The sequence below is a fragment of the Pseudomonas sp. Z18(2022) genome, from assembly GCF_036346535.1.
Classification (GTDB): Bacteria; Pseudomonadota; Gammaproteobacteria; order Pseudomonadales; family Pseudomonadaceae; genus Aquipseudomonas; species Aquipseudomonas yamanorum_A.
On the sequence record NZ_JAOTOA010000014.1, the window covers coordinates 24,385 to 40,252 of the forward strand.

12 protein-coding genes and 1 pseudogene are annotated in these 15,868 nt (G+C 62.9%); 6 read left to right on the forward strand and 7 right to left on the reverse strand.

What is annotated here, in order from left to right; all coding sequences use genetic code 11:
- The first annotated feature begins 9 nt into the window (after positions 1 to 9).
- The 6 genes from V3W39_RS23540 to V3W39_RS23565 all read left to right on the forward strand — a co-directional run bounded on the left by V3W39_RS23540 (position 10) and on the right by V3W39_RS23565 (position 5,067).
- Positions 10 to 672 carry an amino acid ABC transporter permease gene (locus V3W39_RS23540; RefSeq protein WP_003207996.1) on the forward strand — a complete coding sequence of 221 codons (663 nt, stop codon included), beginning with the start codon at positions 10 to 12 and terminating at the stop codon, positions 670 to 672.
- Positions 669 to 1,454: an amino acid ABC transporter ATP-binding protein gene (locus V3W39_RS23545; RefSeq protein WP_003207998.1), complete on the forward strand. Its 786-nt coding sequence runs from the start codon at positions 669 to 671 to the stop codon at positions 1,452 to 1,454. Before V3W39_RS23540 ends, V3W39_RS23545 begins: the two co-directional genes overlap by 4 nt.
- A gap of 24 nt (positions 1,455 to 1,478) precedes the next feature.
- Positions 1,479 to 1,868 (forward strand): RidA family protein, encoded by a 390-nt coding sequence (locus V3W39_RS23550; protein WP_003208000.1) that lies wholly within the window; start codon positions 1,479 to 1,481, stop codon positions 1,866 to 1,868.
- A gap of 177 nt (positions 1,869 to 2,045) precedes the next feature.
- Positions 2,046 to 2,810: an IclR family transcriptional regulator gene (locus V3W39_RS23555; protein WP_177044440.1), complete on the forward strand. Its 765-nt coding sequence runs from the start codon at positions 2,046 to 2,048 to the stop codon at positions 2,808 to 2,810.
- Between the two features lie 9 nt (positions 2,811 to 2,819).
- A complete protein-coding gene (locus tag V3W39_RS23560; protein ID WP_330213413.1) occupies positions 2,820 to 4,028 on the forward strand; it encodes an amino acid deaminase in 1,209 nt (402 codons plus the stop codon).
- A gap of 130 nt (positions 4,029 to 4,158) precedes the next feature.
- Positions 4,159 to 5,067: a sugar kinase gene (locus V3W39_RS23565; RefSeq protein ID WP_330213414.1), complete on the forward strand. Its 909-nt coding sequence runs from the start codon at positions 4,159 to 4,161 to the stop codon at positions 5,065 to 5,067.
- Positions 5,068 to 5,192: 125 nt separating this feature from the next.
- Here V3W39_RS23565 and V3W39_RS23570 read toward each other — a convergent pair.
- The 7 genes and pseudogenes from V3W39_RS23570 to V3W39_RS23600 all read right to left on the reverse strand — a co-directional run.
- Positions 5,193 to 5,483 (reverse strand): annotated as a pseudogene (locus V3W39_RS23570) (peptidylprolyl isomerase); the annotation flags it as partial.
- A gap of 27 nt (positions 5,484 to 5,510) precedes the next feature.
- Positions 5,511 to 8,048, reverse strand: coding sequence for a PAS domain-containing hybrid sensor histidine kinase/response regulator (locus V3W39_RS23575; protein WP_177044453.1), 2,538 nt, complete (start codon positions 8,046 to 8,048; stop codon positions 5,511 to 5,513).
- Between the two features lie 135 nt (positions 8,049 to 8,183).
- Positions 8,184 to 10,142: an acetoacetate--CoA ligase gene (locus V3W39_RS23580; RefSeq protein WP_330213415.1), complete on the reverse strand. Its 1,959-nt coding sequence runs from the start codon at positions 10,140 to 10,142 to the stop codon at positions 8,184 to 8,186.
- A 172-nt stretch (positions 10,143 to 10,314) separates the two neighbouring features.
- On the reverse strand, positions 10,315 to 11,088 hold the full coding sequence (locus V3W39_RS23585) for a 3-hydroxybutyrate dehydrogenase (RefSeq protein ID WP_177044457.1): 774 nt from the start codon (positions 11,086 to 11,088) through the stop codon (positions 10,315 to 10,317).
- Positions 11,089 to 11,095: 7 nt separating this feature from the next.
- Positions 11,096 to 12,487, reverse strand: coding sequence for a GntP family permease (locus V3W39_RS23590; protein WP_177044460.1), 1,392 nt, complete (start codon positions 12,485 to 12,487; stop codon positions 11,096 to 11,098).
- A gap of 297 nt (positions 12,488 to 12,784) precedes the next feature.
- The gene (locus tag V3W39_RS23595; RefSeq protein ID WP_177133357.1) at positions 12,785 to 14,182 is read right to left on the reverse strand and encodes a sigma-54 interaction domain-containing protein; all 1,398 of its coding nucleotides are present in this window, start codon (positions 14,180 to 14,182) and stop codon (positions 12,785 to 12,787) included.
- Positions 14,183 to 14,281: 99 nt separating this feature from the next.
- Entirely contained in the window at positions 14,282 to 15,859 is a 1,578-nt protein-coding gene (locus V3W39_RS23600; RefSeq protein ID WP_330213416.1) for an ABC transporter ATP-binding protein, read from the reverse strand.
- Between the last annotated feature and the right edge of the window lie 9 nt (positions 15,860 to 15,868).

Here is a 15,868-nt window from a genome sequence, read left to right on the forward strand (position 1 = left end):
GGAGCGCCCATGTACGAATCCCCCAGCTGGCTGCATGAGTTGTGGATCGCCCGGGAAACCCTCTGGGCAGGGTTCCAGACCAGCGTCTACTGCTCGGCCCTGGCGATTATCTTCGGCACCCTGATCGGCATCGTTGCCGGGTTGGTCCTGACCTACGGCAAATTCTGGATGCGAGCACCGTTTCGCCTGTACGTCGACCTGATCCGCGGTACGCCGGTGTTTGTGCTGGTGTTGGCCTGCTTCTACATGCTGCCGGCGCTTGGCTGGCAGATCACCGCGTTCCAGGCCGGTGCCGTGGGCCTGACGCTGTTCTGTGGCTCCCACGTGTCCGAGATCGTGCGCGGCGCGCTGCAAGCCATTCCCAAGGGGCAACTGGAAGCCGGCAAGGCCATCGGCCTGACGTTCTACCAGTCCCTGGGCTACGTGCTGTTGCCCCAGGCGCTGCGGCAGATCCTGCCGACCTGGGTCAACTCGTCCACGGAAATCGTCAAGGCATCCACCTTGCTGTCGGTGATCGGCGTGGCCGAATTGCTCCTCAGCACCCAACAGGTCATCGCCCGGACGTTCATGACCCTGGAGTTCTACCTGTTCGCAGGCTTTATGTTTTTTGTCATCAACTACGCCATCGAATTGTTGGGGCGTTACATTGAAAAGCGGGTGGCTTTGCCATGAACCAACTCTCAAAAGAAAGCCAGCCACTGCTGAACATTCGCGGCCTGCGTAAACAGTACGGCCCGGTGGAAGTGCTCAAGGGCGTCGACCTGAGCATGCAGCGTGGCAACGTCGTGACGTTGATCGGCTCCAGCGGCTCGGGCAAGACCACGCTGCTGCGTTGCGTCAACCTGCTGGAAGAATTCCAGGGCGGCCAGATCACCCTCGACGGTGAGTCCATCGGCTACAGCGAAGTCGGCGGCAAGCGCGTGCGCCACCCTGAGCGGGTGATTTCCCAGCACCGTGCGATGACCGGCATGGCGTTCCAGCAATTCAACCTGTTCCCGCACCTCACCGCGTTGCAGAACGTCACCCTGGGCCTGCTCAAGGTCAAGAAAATGGGCAAGGACGAGGCGGTGGCGCTGGCGGAAAAATGGCTGGACCGTGTCGGCCTGCTGGAGCGCCGCAATCACTTCCCGGGGCAGTTGTCGGGCGGGCAGCAACAGCGCGTGGCGATTGCCCGGGCGATTGCGATGAACCCCAGCCTGATGCTGTTCGACGAAGTCACCTCGGCCCTCGACCCGGAACTGGTGGGCGAAGTGCTCAGCGTGATCAAGGGTTTGGCAGAAGAGGGCATGACCATGTTGCTGGTCACCCACGAAATGCGTTTTGCCTATGAAGTCTCGGACAAGATCGTCTTCATGAACCAGGGCCGCATTGAAGAACAGGGGCCGCCGAAAGACATTTTCGAACGCCCGCAATCGCCGCGACTGGCGGAATTTCTCAAGAACATTCGTTTTTAATTCACTCGTTTCAGGAGATCCATTATGAGCATTACTCGTTACGGCACCGGCGCCACTGCAGGCGGCGGCCAGCCTCGTCCTTTCGCCCGCGCGGTGGAAGCGGATGGCTGGTTGTACGTGTCGGGCCAGGTGCCGGCGGTGGACGGTGAAATCATCACCGGCGGGATCGTCGAGCAGACGCACCAGACCATGCGCAACGTGGTAGCGATTCTCGAAGAAGCCGGCTATGCCCTTGAAGACGTGGTGCGCGTTGGCGTATGGCTGGAAGACCCACGGGATTTCTGGAGCTTCAACAAGGTATTCGGCGAATACTTCAACCCGGAACACGCCCCGGCGCGGGCCTGTGTGCAGGCGAACATGATGGTCGATTGCAAGGTTGAGATTGATTGCGTGGCCTACAAGAAAAAGGGCTAAATGCCCGACCGCAACTTGCAGTGATGAAACTCGTTGTGGCGAGGGAGCTTGCTCCCGCTGGAGTGCGAAGCGCTCCCGTTTTTTGGGGCCGCTACGCAGCCCAGCGGGAGCAAGCTCCCTCGCCACAGAGAACTTATCTGCTGCGATTTTAAGCCTTTGACGGGACCCGAAACTGCCATGACCGAAGACACCATCAAACGCCGCGCCAAAGGCCTCGACCGGGCATTCGATATCCTCGATTTCCTCAAGGAAATCGGCCAGCCCCTGCGCCCGAATGATATCGCCAGCGGCATCGGCAGCCCCAAGTCCACGGTCTACGAGCTGGTGGCCTCGCTGCTGGAACGGCGCATCCTCGAAACCGTCGGCAAGGACGGTCACGTCTACCTCGGCCGCCAACTGTACTTCCTCGGCCAGGCCCACCTGCGTCACTTCGACCTGACCCGCGAAGCCGACCACGCCCTGCAGGAAATCGTCAGCCAGACCCACGAAACCGCCCAGATGTGCCTGCTCAATGGCCGCAAATACACCGTGGCCCTGATGCGCGAAGGCGAGCGGCATTTCCGCATCTCCTCAGACATCGGCGAAAACGCCCCAATCCCCTGGACCGCCTCCGGCCGCCTGCTGCTGGGCCACCTGAGCGACCAGCAAATCATCGACCTGATCGACTACGACGACTTCATCCTCCCGGACGGTCAGCGCCTGCCCCTGGAAACCTTCCTCGGGCAAATCCGCCAGGCCACCCTCGACGGATTCTTCTCCTTCGACAGCGTCGCCGACACCTTTACCCATTGCTTTGCCGCCCCGGTGCGGGACGCCCAAGGCATCAGCATTGCGACCCTGTGCATCGTCGCCCCACGGGCCGATGCCATCACACACTACAACGACTATCGCCGGGTGCTGATCGACAGCGCGAACAACCTGGCCCGTCGCATCAACGAATAGGAAACCCTTATGTCTGCCTTCAATGCCGTTGAAAAAGGCGCCGCCGAAGTCGGTGCACATCTGGTCCGTGACGTCAGCCTGCCGGCCCTGGTGCTGCACCGCGATGCCCTGGAACACAACATCCGCTGGATGCAGGACTTCGTCAGCAACAGCGGCGCGCAACTGGCGCCCCACGGCAAGACCAGCATGATGCCAGCGCTGTTCCAGCGGCAGATCGAGCAGGGCGCCTGGGGCATCACCCTGGCCAACGCCGTGCAGACCCGCGCTGCGTATGCCGGTGGTGTTCGCCGGGTATTGATGGCCAACCAACTGGTGGGCGCACCGAACATGGCGTTGATCGCCGACCTGCTGGCCGACCCGGAATTCGACTTCCACTGCATGGTCGACCACCCGGACAACGTCGCCGACCTGGGTGCATTCTTCGCCGCCCGCGGCCTGCGCTTGAACGTGATGATCGAATACGGTGTGGTCGGCGGGCGTTGCGGTTGCCGCACTGAACAGCAGGTGCTCGACCTGGCCAAGGCGATCAAGGCCCAGCCTGCGCTGGCCCTCACCGGCATTGAAGGCTACGAAGGGGTGATCCACGGCGAACACGCCATCAGCGGCATCCGCGACTTCGCCGCGTCCCTGGTGCGCCTGGCCGTCGACCTGCAAAACAGCGGCGCGTTCGACCTCGGCAAGCCCATCATCACTGCCTCGGGCTCGGCCTGGTACGACCTGATCGCCGAATCCTTCGAAGCCCAGAATGCCGCCGGCCGCTTCCTCAGCGTATTGCGCCCGGGCAGCTACGTGGCCCACGACCACGGCATCTACAAAGAAGCGCAGTGCTGCGTACTCGACCGTCGCAACGACCTCAACGAAGGACTGCGCCCGGCGCTGGAAGTCTGGGCCCATGTGCAATCCTTGCCGGAGCCGGGCTTTGCCGTGATCGCCCTCGGCAAGCGTGATGTGGCCTACGACGCCGGCCTGCCGGTGCCGCTCAAACGCTACAAGGCCGGCGTGCTGCCGGCGGTGGGTGATGACGTGAGCGCGTGCAAGGTCACCGCCGTGATGGACCAGCATGCGTTCATGGTGGTGGCGCCGGGGGTTGAGTTGCGTATCGGCGACATCATCTCCTTTGGTACTTCCCACCCGTGCCTGACGTTCGACAAGTGGCAAGTGGGTAATTTGGTGGATGAGCAACTGCAAGTGATCGAAAGCCTGCATACCTGCTTCTAGACCGAGTCGCGCCCATCGCAGGCAAGCCAGCTCCCACATTGACCGTGTTCCTTCAGGTACAACCCGGTCAACTGTGGGAGCCGGGCTTGCCCGCGATGAGGCCCTCAAGCACCCCCGAGAATCCCCAGCCATGAACACAAAACCCCGCATCGCCCTCATCGGCGAATGCATGATCGAACTCCAACACCGCGCCGATGGCAGCCTGCAACAAAGCTTCGGCGGCGACACCCTGAACGCCGCCGTCTACCTGCGCCGCGAACTGGGCGAGCCCAGCACCGTCGACTACGTCACCGCCCTGGGCGATGACAGCTTCAGCGACGCCATGTGCAAGCACTGGGCTGAAGAAGGCCTGGGCCTGGGCATGGTCCAGCGCCTGCCCGGACGTCTGCCGGGCTTGTACTGCATCCAGACCGATGCCAGGGGCGAACGCAAATTCCTCTACTGGCGCAACGAAGCGGCGGTACGCGACTGCTTCACCACACCGGCGGCCGAGCCGATCCTGGCAGCACTGCCGACCTACGACGTGGTGTATTTCAGCGGCATCACCCTGGCGGTATTGGGAGAAGTGGGCCGTGAGCGGTTGCTGAAAACCCTGATCGAAACCCGTAAGCGCGGCGGCAAGGTGGTGTTCGACAACAACTACCGACCCCGTTTGTGGGCCAGTCTGGAAGCCGCGCGCGCGGCATATCACACGGTATTGGCCGAGGTGGATATCGCCTTGCTGACCGAAGATGACGAGCGCGCGTTGTTTGGTTATGAGGACAGCGAACAGGTGTTTGCGGCATACCCGACGATTGCCGAAGTGGTGCTCAAGCGTGGCGCGGATGCGTGTTTGATTCGCTGCGAAGGTGAGCGATTCGAGGCGCCGGCGCTGGTGGTGGAGAAGGTGGTCGACACCACCGCGGCGGGGGATTCGTTCAGCGCGGCGTACCTGGCCAGTCGGCTCAAAGGTGGTTCCCCGCAAGAGGCCGCACTGGCCGGGCATCGCCTGGCGAGCCGGGTCATTCAAGTACCCGGTGCACTGATTCCCCGAGATTGAGGTGTTTGGCCGCCTGCGGCGGATCGCGGGCAAGCCCGGCTCCCACAGTTGACCGTATTCTTGAGAGAGAACTCGGTCAACTGTGGGAGCTGGCTTGCCTGCGATGGCGGCCTAAAGCCAACCCCTCAATCTCGGTAAAACACCTGCACCAGGTGATACCCGAACTTGCTCTTGATCGGCCCATGAACCACCTTCACCGGCTTCTTGAAGATCACCGCATCAATCACCCCCACCATCTGCCCCGGCCGCACTTCACCCAAATCACCGCCGCGCTTGGCAGACGGGCAGGTGGAGTACTTCTTGGCCAGCACATCAAACGCTTCGCCCTTGGCAATACGCTGCTTGAGCTGTTCGGCTTCCTCGCTGGTTTTCACCAGAATGTGACGGGCTTGGGCTTTCATTGATCGGTCCTGATGTGAAACGGCGCGCGATTATGCCTGAAGTCAGGCCTCTGAGCTGATCATGCTGCGGATTTTGTTAGCCAGAAGGTCTATCGAAAACGGCTTGGCTACCATGTCCATGCCTGCCTCCAGGAACCCTTGGCGTTCGGCGGCTTTCTCGGCATAACCGGTCATGAACAGCACCTTGAGTTCCGGCCGGTGTTGCCGGGCGATCTCCGCCAACTGCCGGCCATTCATCCCCGGCAAGCCCACATCGGTCACCAGCAAGTCCACCCGCAAATCAGACTCCAGCAACGGCAGCGCCGCCCGTGCATCGGCGGCCTGGTGCGCGGTGTAGCCGAGTTCATCCAGTACATTCACCACCAGCATGCGCACCGCCGGGTCATCCTCGACCACCACCACTGCTTCGCCCGCCAGCGCCACCGGGGCTTCGCCCTGGCTGGCGGGCACGCTCCGTTCCAGCGCCGTGCCATGCAGGCGCGGCAAATACAGGCGTACGCAAGTGCCTTGGCCTGGTTCACTTTCAATGGTGACGTGGCCACCGGATTGCTGGGCAAACCCGTAGATCATCGACAACCCAAGGCCCGTGCCCTGGCCGATGGGCTTGGTGGTGAAGAACGGGTCGAAGGCCTTGGCGAGGATCTTCGCGGTCATGCCGGCGCCGTTGTCGCTCACGCCGAGCATCACGTAGTCGCCGGCCTTGACTGGCTCCAGCGTGGTGATATCCGTGCCGTCGAGGTAGCTGTTGGCGGTCTCGATGCACAGTTGCCCGCCGTCGGGCATCGCATCCCGGGCGTTGATCACCAGGTTGAGCAGGGCGTTTTCCAGCTGGCTGGCGTCGGTGTTCACCGGCCACACGTCGGCGCCCAGGTTCACCTTGAGTTCGATGTGCGCGCCCTTGGTGCGGCGGAACAGGTCTTCCAGGGACGCCACCAACTGATTCGGGTCCACCGGCTTGCGGTCCAGCGACTGGCGCCGGGAGAAGGCCAGCAAGCGATGGGTCAGTGCGGCGGCGCGATGGGCCGAGGACACGGCGGCGTCGGTGAATCGGCCGATCTCGTCGCTGCGCCCGGCGGCGATGTAGCGTTGCATCAGGTCCAGGCTGCCGATGATCCCGGTGAGCATGTTGTTGAAGTCATGGGCGATGCCGCCGGTGAGCTGGCCGACCGCTTCCATTTTCTGGGCATGGCGCAGGGCGTCTTCGGCGCGCTCGCGTTCGAACATCTCGTTTTGCAGGCGCTGGTTGGCTTCGGCCAGGGCCTGGGTGCGCTGGCTGACGCGCTCTTCGAGGTTCTCATTGAGGTGACGCAGCGCTTCTTCGGTGAGTTTGCGCTCGGTCTCGTCGATCACAAAAATGTAGAAGCCGTTGACCGAACCGTCGGCACTGAACCGCGGCAGGTACTTCATCAGCGCGTGGCGCGGCCGCCCGTCATGGTGCGGCGTGACGGTGACAAAGCTGCAGGCCTTGCCCTTGAGCGCCGCTTCGATTTTGTCGACGCGCCCGGCATAGACTTCATCCCCCAGCACCTCGCGGATGGACTTGCCATACAGCTCCTGCGGGGTCATGCCGTACCAGTCCAGGTAGGCGCTGTTGTTCAGGCGAAAACGCTGCTCATGGTCGACATAGCCGATCAGCACCGGCATGGCGTTGATGATCAACTGCAGCTCGGTCTGGCTTTGGCGCAGGGCCTGCTCGGTGTGCTTGCGTTCGGTCAGGTCGAGGGCCGCGCCGAGAAAGCGCGCCGGGCGGCCATGATGGTCCTTGTAGCAGCGGCCCCGGGCGAACACCCAGCGCACTTCGCCATCGGCTTGCAGCAGGCGGTATTCCTCGGCGTATTCGGTGCCGTGGGTGATGCAGTGCTTGATGCTGCGGGCCACCATGCCGCGGTCTTCGGGGTGCACGCCTTGCAGGTAGTCGCTGATGGGCAGCAGGCCGGCATCGCAGGGATCAACGCCGTGCAACTGGGCAAAATGCGCGTCGGCGATAAACCGGTCTTCGCCGATGTCCCAGTCCCAGGTGCCCACGGCGTCGGTGGCGGCCAGGGCCAGTTGCAGGCGCTGCTCGGTGTTGCGCTGGGCCTTGAGGCTGTTTTCGGTGCGCTGCTGCAGTTCCAGGGCGATGCGCCGGCGTTCGTTGGTTTCGATGGCGGTGATCAGGATCCCGGCGACCTCGCCACGTTCGTCCCGGATGGGACTGTAGGTCAGGTCGAGCCAGATCTCGGTGTCGCGGTGGTTGCGCTGCAGGACAAATCGCTGCTCGGTGAAGGTGCGCACCTGGCCGGTGAGGACGGCGCTGTAGATCGGGTCGGTGAATGGCTTGAGTTCCGGCCAGATCAGGTCGGCGGGCTGGCCGAAGGCGGCAGGGTGCTTGTTGCCGGCCAGCATCGCGAAGCCGTCGTTGTAGATCTGGGTGAGTTCGGCGCCCCACAGCAACAGCATCGGCATGGGTGAATGGATCACGATGTCGACGGCTGTACGGAGGCTTTGCGGCCAATCAATGGCGTCACCGAGGGGGCTTCGTGCCCAGTCCAGCCGCGCAATCAGTGCCGCGGCCTCGCTGCCGGTGGGTGATACGTTCATGTAGATGCCCTGCGCGTAACGCTTGAAGAATGACAAAATCCGATTATCCCGTGAGTGGGGAACGGCTTTCCACCCCCGAAAAATAGCATGCTTGAGGGGTTTGTCTTCAAATGAGTGCCTAAGGGCTAAAACGTTTCATCTTTCTGCCAGCTCCCGACGGTCGCGAAATTGCTCCAGGGCTTCGGGGTTGGCCAGGGCATCGGTGTTCTTGACCGGCTCGCCGTGCACCACGTTGCGCACCGCCAGTTCGACGATCTTGCCGCTGATGGTGCGCGGGATGTCCGTCACCGCGAGGATCTTCGCCGGCACATGGCGCGGCGTGGTGTTGGCGCGGATCACCTGGCGGATCTGCTGCTCCAGGGCGTCATCCAGTTCGATGCCGTCGTTGAGCCGCACAAACAGCACCACTCGCACATCGTCCTGCCAGCGTTGGCCGATGGCCAGGCTTTCCAGGACCTGGGGCACCTTTTCCACCTGGCGATAAATCTCTGCGGTACCGATGCGCACGCCGCCGGGGTTGAGCACCGCGTCTGAACGGCCGTGGATCAGCAGGCTGCCATTGGGCCGTTGTTCGGCGTAGTCGCCCTGGGCCCATACGCCGGGGAACTGGCTGAAATACGAGGCCCGCAGCTTTTCCTGATGCGGGTCATTCCACAGGCCGATGGGCATCGCCGGGAAGTGTCGGGTGCACACCAGCTCGCCTTTTTCGCCCACCAGCGGGCGGCCCTGGTCGTCCCACACTTCGATGGCCATCGCCAGGCTCTTGCACTGCATCTCGCCACGGCGCACCGGCAGCACCGGGTTGCCGATCACAAAGCAGGAGACGATGTCGGTGCCGCCCGACATCGACGACAGGCACAGCTCGGGCTTGATCTCGCGGTACACGTAATCGTAGCTCTGGGGCGACAGCGGCGAGCCGGTGGAGATCAAACCCTTGAGGCTGCCCAGGTCATGGCTCAGGCGCGGTTGCAGCCCGGCTTTTTCCAGGGTCGCGAGGAATTTCGGGCTGGTGCCGAATACGCTGATTTTCTCCTGATCGATCAGGTCCATCAGGCGTTCCGGCCCCGGGTGAAACGGCGAGCCGTCATACAGCACCGCCGTGGCGCCGATGGCCAGCACCGACACCAGCCAGTTCCACATCATCCAGCCGCAGGTGGTGTAGTAGAACAGGCAGTCGTTGCGGGACAGGTCGGCGTGCAGGCCGTGTTCCTTGAGGTGGGTGAGCAGCACGCCGCCGGTGCCATGGATGATGCACTTGGGCACGCCGGTGGTGCCGCTGGAATACAGGATGTACAGCGGGTGGTCGAAAGGTACGGCGACGAAGTCGGGCTCACCGCCGGGGGTGTAGAAGTCGTCCCAGAGTGCGACGCTGGCTTGGGTTTGATAGTCCTCGGGGCGCGCTTGCGGGCGGGCGTACGGCACGATGATCAGTTGTTGCAGGGACGGCAGCCGCTCGAGGATTTCATTGAGCTTGCTGCTCTGGTCAATGACCTTGCCGGCATAGCGGTAGCCGGCGCAGGTGATCAGCACCTTGGGTTCGATCTGGCCGAAGCGGTCGATCACGCCCTGGGTACCGAAATCCGGCGAGGAGCATGACCAGATCGCTCCAAGGCTGGTGGTGGCGAGCATGCCCACCAGGGTTTGCCAGGTGTTGGGCATGCACGCGGCCACCCGATCACCCACGCCCACCCCGGCGGCCCGCAGGCTGCGTTGCAGGCCGGCGACGTGGTGGGCGAGTTCGGCGTAGGTCAGTTGTTCGCGCTGGCCGTCTTCGCCAATGGCGACCACGGCGGGGTGATCATCGCGGCGGCGCAGCAAGTGTTCGGCAAAGTTCAGGGTAGCGCCGGGAAACCACTGGGCGCTGGGCATCTCGGCGTCTTCAATCAGCACTGCGCTGGGCGGTGTGCGGAATTGCACGTCGAAGAACTCGACAATCGCCCGCCAGAAGTCCGGGCGCTGGTCGATGCTCCATTGGTGCAGGGCCGGGTAATCGCTGATCTGCAAGGCGTGGCGATCATTGATGAAGCGCCGGAACTGGTCCATCCGGGTGGCGTGGATGCGTTCGGGGGAGGGTTGCCAGAGTATTTCGGACATAAGGAAATCTCTTGTTCTTGTGTCAAATCTGCCAAACAACACAGGTCAAAAATGTGGGAGCTGGCTTGCCTGCGATAGCGGTGTGTCAGGTGCCAGTGATGCAAGCTGACTCACCGCTATCGCAGGCAAGCCAGCTCCCACATTTGATCTCCGGTGTCTTGGGGGTCGTCGTTTACTGGGCCAGCCAGCCGCCGTCGATATTCCACGCCGCGCCGCGCACCTGGCTGCCGGCTTCGCTGCACAGGAACAGCACCAGTTCCCCCAGTTGCGGCGGCGTCACGAATTCCAGCGACGGCTGCTTCTCCGCCAGCAAGTCATGCTGCGCCTGTTGCGGGTCCACCCCGGTCGCAATGCGATCATCAATCTGCTTCTGCACCAGCGGCGTCAACACCCACCCCGGGCAGATCGCGTTGCAGGTGACATTACTCTGGGCGGTTTCCAGCCCCACCACCTTGGTCAACCCGATCACCCCGTGCTTGGCAGCGACGTAAGCCGCCTTGCCCACCGACCCCACCAGCCCATGCACCGAAGCGATATTCACGATCCGCCCCCAGCCCCTGGCCTTCATGCCCGGCAAGCTCAGGCGGGTGCTGTGGAACACCGAAGACAGGTTGATCGCAATGATCGAATCCCAGCGCTCCACCGGGAACTCATCCACCGGCGCCACATGCTGGATCCCGGCGTTGTTCACCAGGATGTCCACGCCACCAAACTCGCGCTCGGCGTAGGCGATCATCTCGGCGATCTGTGCCGGGTCGCTGACGTCGGCCGGGTGATGCCCGACCTTGCCGCCGAAGGCCTGCACCTGGGCGATCACCGCGCTGGCGTCGCCGAAGCCGTTGAGGATCAGGTTGGCGCCGGCCTTGGCCAGGCTCAGGGCGATGCCCAGGCCGATGCCGCTGGTGGAACCGGTGACCAGGGCGGTCTTGCCGTTCAATGTCGTCATATCAACCTCACACAATGCCGGTGGCGTAGAAAGTACCAATCACCACGAACACCGCGAGGGTCTTGATGATCGTGATGCCGAAAATATCTTTATAGGCTTCGCGGTGGGTCAGCCCGGTGACCGCCAGCAGCGTGATCACGGCGCCGTTGTGGGGCAGGGTGTCCATGCCGCCACTGGCCATGGCCGCGACCCGGTGCAGTACTTCAAGGGGGATATTGGCCGCATGGGCCGCTGAAATAAAGCTCTCCGACATGGCTGCCAGCGCGATGCTCATGCCGCCCGAAGCGGAACCGGTGATACCGGCCAGCAGGGTCACGGTAATCGCTTCGTTGACCAGCGGGTTGGGGATGCCCTTGAGCCAGTCGGCCAGTACCAGAAAGCCCGGCAACGAGGCGATCACCGCCCCAAAGCCGTATTCCGACGCAGTGTTCATCGCCGCCAGCAGTGCACCGCTGACCGCGCTCTTGCTGCCTTCGGCAAGCTTGCTGCGAATCGCCGAGAAGCCGAACACCAGCACCACGATGATCCCCACCAGCAAGGCCGCCTGCACCGCCCAGATCGCTGTGAGCTTGGCGACTTCGGTCTGCACCGGCGCGCTCATGCCCGGCAGGCTGAGGGTGTGGGTCTTGCCGTACCACAGCGGAATCCAGTGGGTGAACAGCAGGTTCATGATGCCCACCAGCAACAGCGGCGACAGGGCGATCCACGGGTTGGGCAGCTGGATATCTTCGGCGGTTTCCGGCTCGTTGCGCAGGTTGGTGCCATAGCCTTCACCGGCGCGCTGGGCCTTGTTGCGCTGGCGGGCCAGGTACAGCATGCCGACGCAGAACACGAAGATCGTGCCGATCAGCCCCAACCACGGCGCGGCCCAGGCGGTGGTGTTGAAGAAGGTGCTGGGGATGATGTTCTGGATCTGCGGCGTGCCGGGCAGAGCGTCCATGGTGAACGAGAACGCACCGAGGGCGATGGTCGCCGGCAACAGGCGCTTGGGGATATTGCTTTGGCGGAACATCTCGGCGGCAAACGGGTACACCGCGAACACTACGACGAACAGCGACACGCCGCCGTAGGTCAGCAGGGCGCACACCAGCACGATCACCAGCATCGCCTGGCGGGTGCCAAGCAAGCGGATGGCGGCGGCGACGATGGAGCGCGAGAAGCCGGAGATCTCGATCAGCTTGCCGAACACCGCGCCGAGCAGGAACACCGGGAAATACAGTTTGAGGAAGCCGACCATTTTCTCCATGAACACCCCGGTGAAGGCAGGGGCGACGGCGGACGGGTCGGTGAGCAGCACGGCGCCGAGGGCGGCGATGGGGGCAAACAGGATGACGCTGTAGCCACGGTAGGCGGCCAGCATCAGCAACGCCAGGGCTGCGAGGGCAATGATCACACTCATGGTGTGTCTCCATCTGATTGTTATTTTTGTGGGGGTGAGGCTGTGGGGAGGGGCTATAGCGAGATGTGTGCCAAGTACTTAACTTGTTGAAATATATAGATAATATTGTTTTTTGAGTTTTGGGTTCTGAAGTTTGTCTCTGACTTGAGACTGACGGTGATCAAATGTGGGAGCTGGCTTGCCTGCGATGGCGGTTTGTCAGTTGATGAATGTGTTGGCTGACCCACCGCTATCGCAGGCAAGCCAGCTCCCACAGTAGATTGTCTTTGATATGAGATTTGTGTCTCTTTTTTGAGACTAGGCGATACCCAGAGCAACCATCTTCTTGTACAAGGTCGACCGGCCGAGCCCCAGCCGCTTCGCCGCCTCCACCACATTCCCCTCACACTGCTTCAACGCCGCCCCAATCACCTGCCGATCAAACCGCTCCCGGGCCGCACTGAAACTCTCGCCCTCAACGGTCTCTACCGAACTGTGCTCCACCGGACTGAACGTACCAATGGCTGCGCGAATTTCACTGGCATCCAGCACCAGGTCGTCACTCAACAACGCCGCCCGCTCCAGCACATTGCGCAGCTCGCGGATATTGCCCGGCCACGCATGCTGTGCCAACAACGCCAAGGCCTCGCGGTCCAGCTCATGCTGGCTGCGCAACTCCTCCAGAATCGCTTCACTCAACGCCGGCAAATCATCCAGCCGGGCGCGCAACGGCGGCACCTGGATCGGCAGCACATTCAGCCGGTAATACAGGTCTGCCCGAAACTCGCCGCGCTTGATCGCCGCTTCAAGATCCATCGACGTGGCGGCAATCACCCGCACATCACTGTGGATCATCTCGTTGGAGCCCACCGGCTCGAACTCTTTCTCCTGCAACACCCGCAGCAGCTTGCTTTGCAGCGGCAGGGGCATGTCGCCGATCTCATCGAGAAACAGCGTGCCGCCCTGGGCGATTTGCAGCTTGCCGGGACGACCCTTGCGGTCGGCCCCGGTAAACGCGCCCGGCGCGGTACCGAAGAATTCTGCTTCCAGCAGGTCGTGGGGAATCGCCGCGCTGTTGATGCTCACAAACGCCTTGTGCGCCCGGGGCGATGCACCGTGAATCGCCTGGGCCAGCAATTCCTTGCCGGTACCGGTTTCCCCCAGCAGCAACACTGGCGACTCCGCGCTCGCACTGCGCCGTGCCCGGCGTTTGACTTCCAGGCTGGCCGCGCTGGTGCCGATAAAGTGCGCGAAGTTGTACTTGCTCTGCCGCGACCTCAGCAGCGAACGGGTAGAGGCCAGTTCCTGCTGCATGCTCAGGTAGCGCTCGATCAGCGGCGACAGGTTGCGCAGCTCATCAAACAGCGCAAACCCGATGGCGCCGATCACCTTGCCCCCATCGTCGTGGATCGGCAGGCGCATCACCACCAGCGGGCCCTTGGGGGTGTCCTGGATATCCAGCAGAATCGGCTGGTCATTGCGCACCACCTGGCGCAGCAGGCTGTTGGAAATCACCTGCTCGCAGGGTTGGCCGATGGCTTCGTCGGCGCTTTTCAGGCCGAAGCGCTTGGCGTAGCGCTCGTTCATCCAGACGATATTCGCGTCGCCGTCGACAATCACCGTGCCTTCGCTGGACTGCTCGATGATCTCGAACAACGACTGGATCGCCAGGCCGCGAACGTGCTGGTAGTCCTTGAGGCTTTCGCTGTTGTTCATGGGCGGGACCGCTAAAAATAATGATGAGAATATGCCCCTGCAGGAGCCGGCTTGCCGGCGATGGCAATCTTGAGGACGCCATCGCCGGCAAGCCGGCTCCTACAGGGGGATGTGCGCTGCGGCCAGCAGTTCCCGGGTGTAGGGGTGTTGAGGCGCGGCAAACACTTCATCGCTCGGCCCGCGTTCCACCACCTTGCCGTCCTTGATCACGATCATGTCGTGGGCCAGGGCCCGCACCACGGCCAGGTCATGGCTGATAAACAGGTAGGTCAGGCCGTACTTTTCCTGTAGCTCAAGCAGCAGGGAGACTACCTGTTTCTGCACGGTACGGTCCAGCGCCGAGGTGGGCTCGTCCAGCAGGATCAGCGCCGGCTTGAGCACCAGGGCGCGGGCGATGGCGATGCGCTGACGCTGGCCGCCGGAGAATTCGTGGGGGTAGCGATGGCGGCTGGCGGGATCCAGGCCCACATCCTCCAGCACGCGGATCACTTGGGCTTCGCGGTCCTTGAGGCTGCACGGGGCATGCACTTCCAGGCCTTCGCTGATGATCTGCGCCACCGACATCCGCGGGCTGAGGCTGCCGAACGGGTCCTGGAACACCACCTGCATCTGCTTGCGCCACGGCTGCATCTGCTTTTGCGTCAGGCCCTCGAGCGCTTCGCCCTGGAAGCGAATCGCGCCGCTGGCATCCAGCAGGCGCAAGATCGCCTGGCCCAGGGTGGACTTGCCCGAGCCGGACTCGCCGACAATCCCCAGCGTCTTGCCGCGCTGCACCGTCAGGCTGATGCCGTCCACCGCCTGCAGGTACTGTTTGCGCCGGAACAGCCCGCCGCCCAGCGGGAACTGCACGCTCAGGTCATCCACCTGCAGCACCGTCTCGCGAACCTCGTGATTCAAGACGATGCCTGCCGGCTCGGCATCCAGCAGCAGGCGGCTGTAAGGGTGCTGCGGGGCGCAGAACAGGGTCTCGCATTCGGCTTGCTCGACAATCTCCCCGGCCTTCATCACGCACACCCGTTGGGCAATGCTGCGCACCAGGTTGAGGTCGTGGCTGATCAGCAGCAGCGACATGCCCAGGCGTTGTTGCAGGGACTTGAGCAGCAGCAGGATCTTGCGCTGCACCGTCACATCCAGCGCGGTGGTGGGTTCGTCGGCAATCAACAGTTCCGGCTCGCAGGCCAGGGCCATGGCGATCATCACCCGCTGGCGCTGGCCGCCGGAGAGTTGATGAGGGTAGGCCTTGAGGCGTTCCCGGGGCTTCTGGATGCCCACCAGTTCCAGCAATTCAAGGATCCGCGCCTGGGCTTGTTTGCCGCCCAGGCCCTTGTGCAGCAGCAGGGTTTCGCCGATCTGCTTCTCGATGCTGTGCAGCGGATTGAGGGAGGTCATCGGCTCCTGGAAGATCATCGCAATCCGGTTGCCCCGCAGTTTTTGCAGGGTGGCGGGGGAGGCGCCGAGCAGTTCCTGGCCGCGATAGCGCACCGAGCCGGTGGTTTCGGTGCCGGCCTCGGGCAGCAGTTGCAGGATCGAATGGGCGGTCACCGATTTGCCCGAACCCGACTCGCCCACCAGCGCCAGGCATTCGCCGGGGCGCACGTCGAGGCACAGTTTGCGCACCACGGCCTGGCCATTGAAGGCGACGCTCAGATCGCGAATCTCGATCAGGTTTTCAGTCATCTCAAAGCC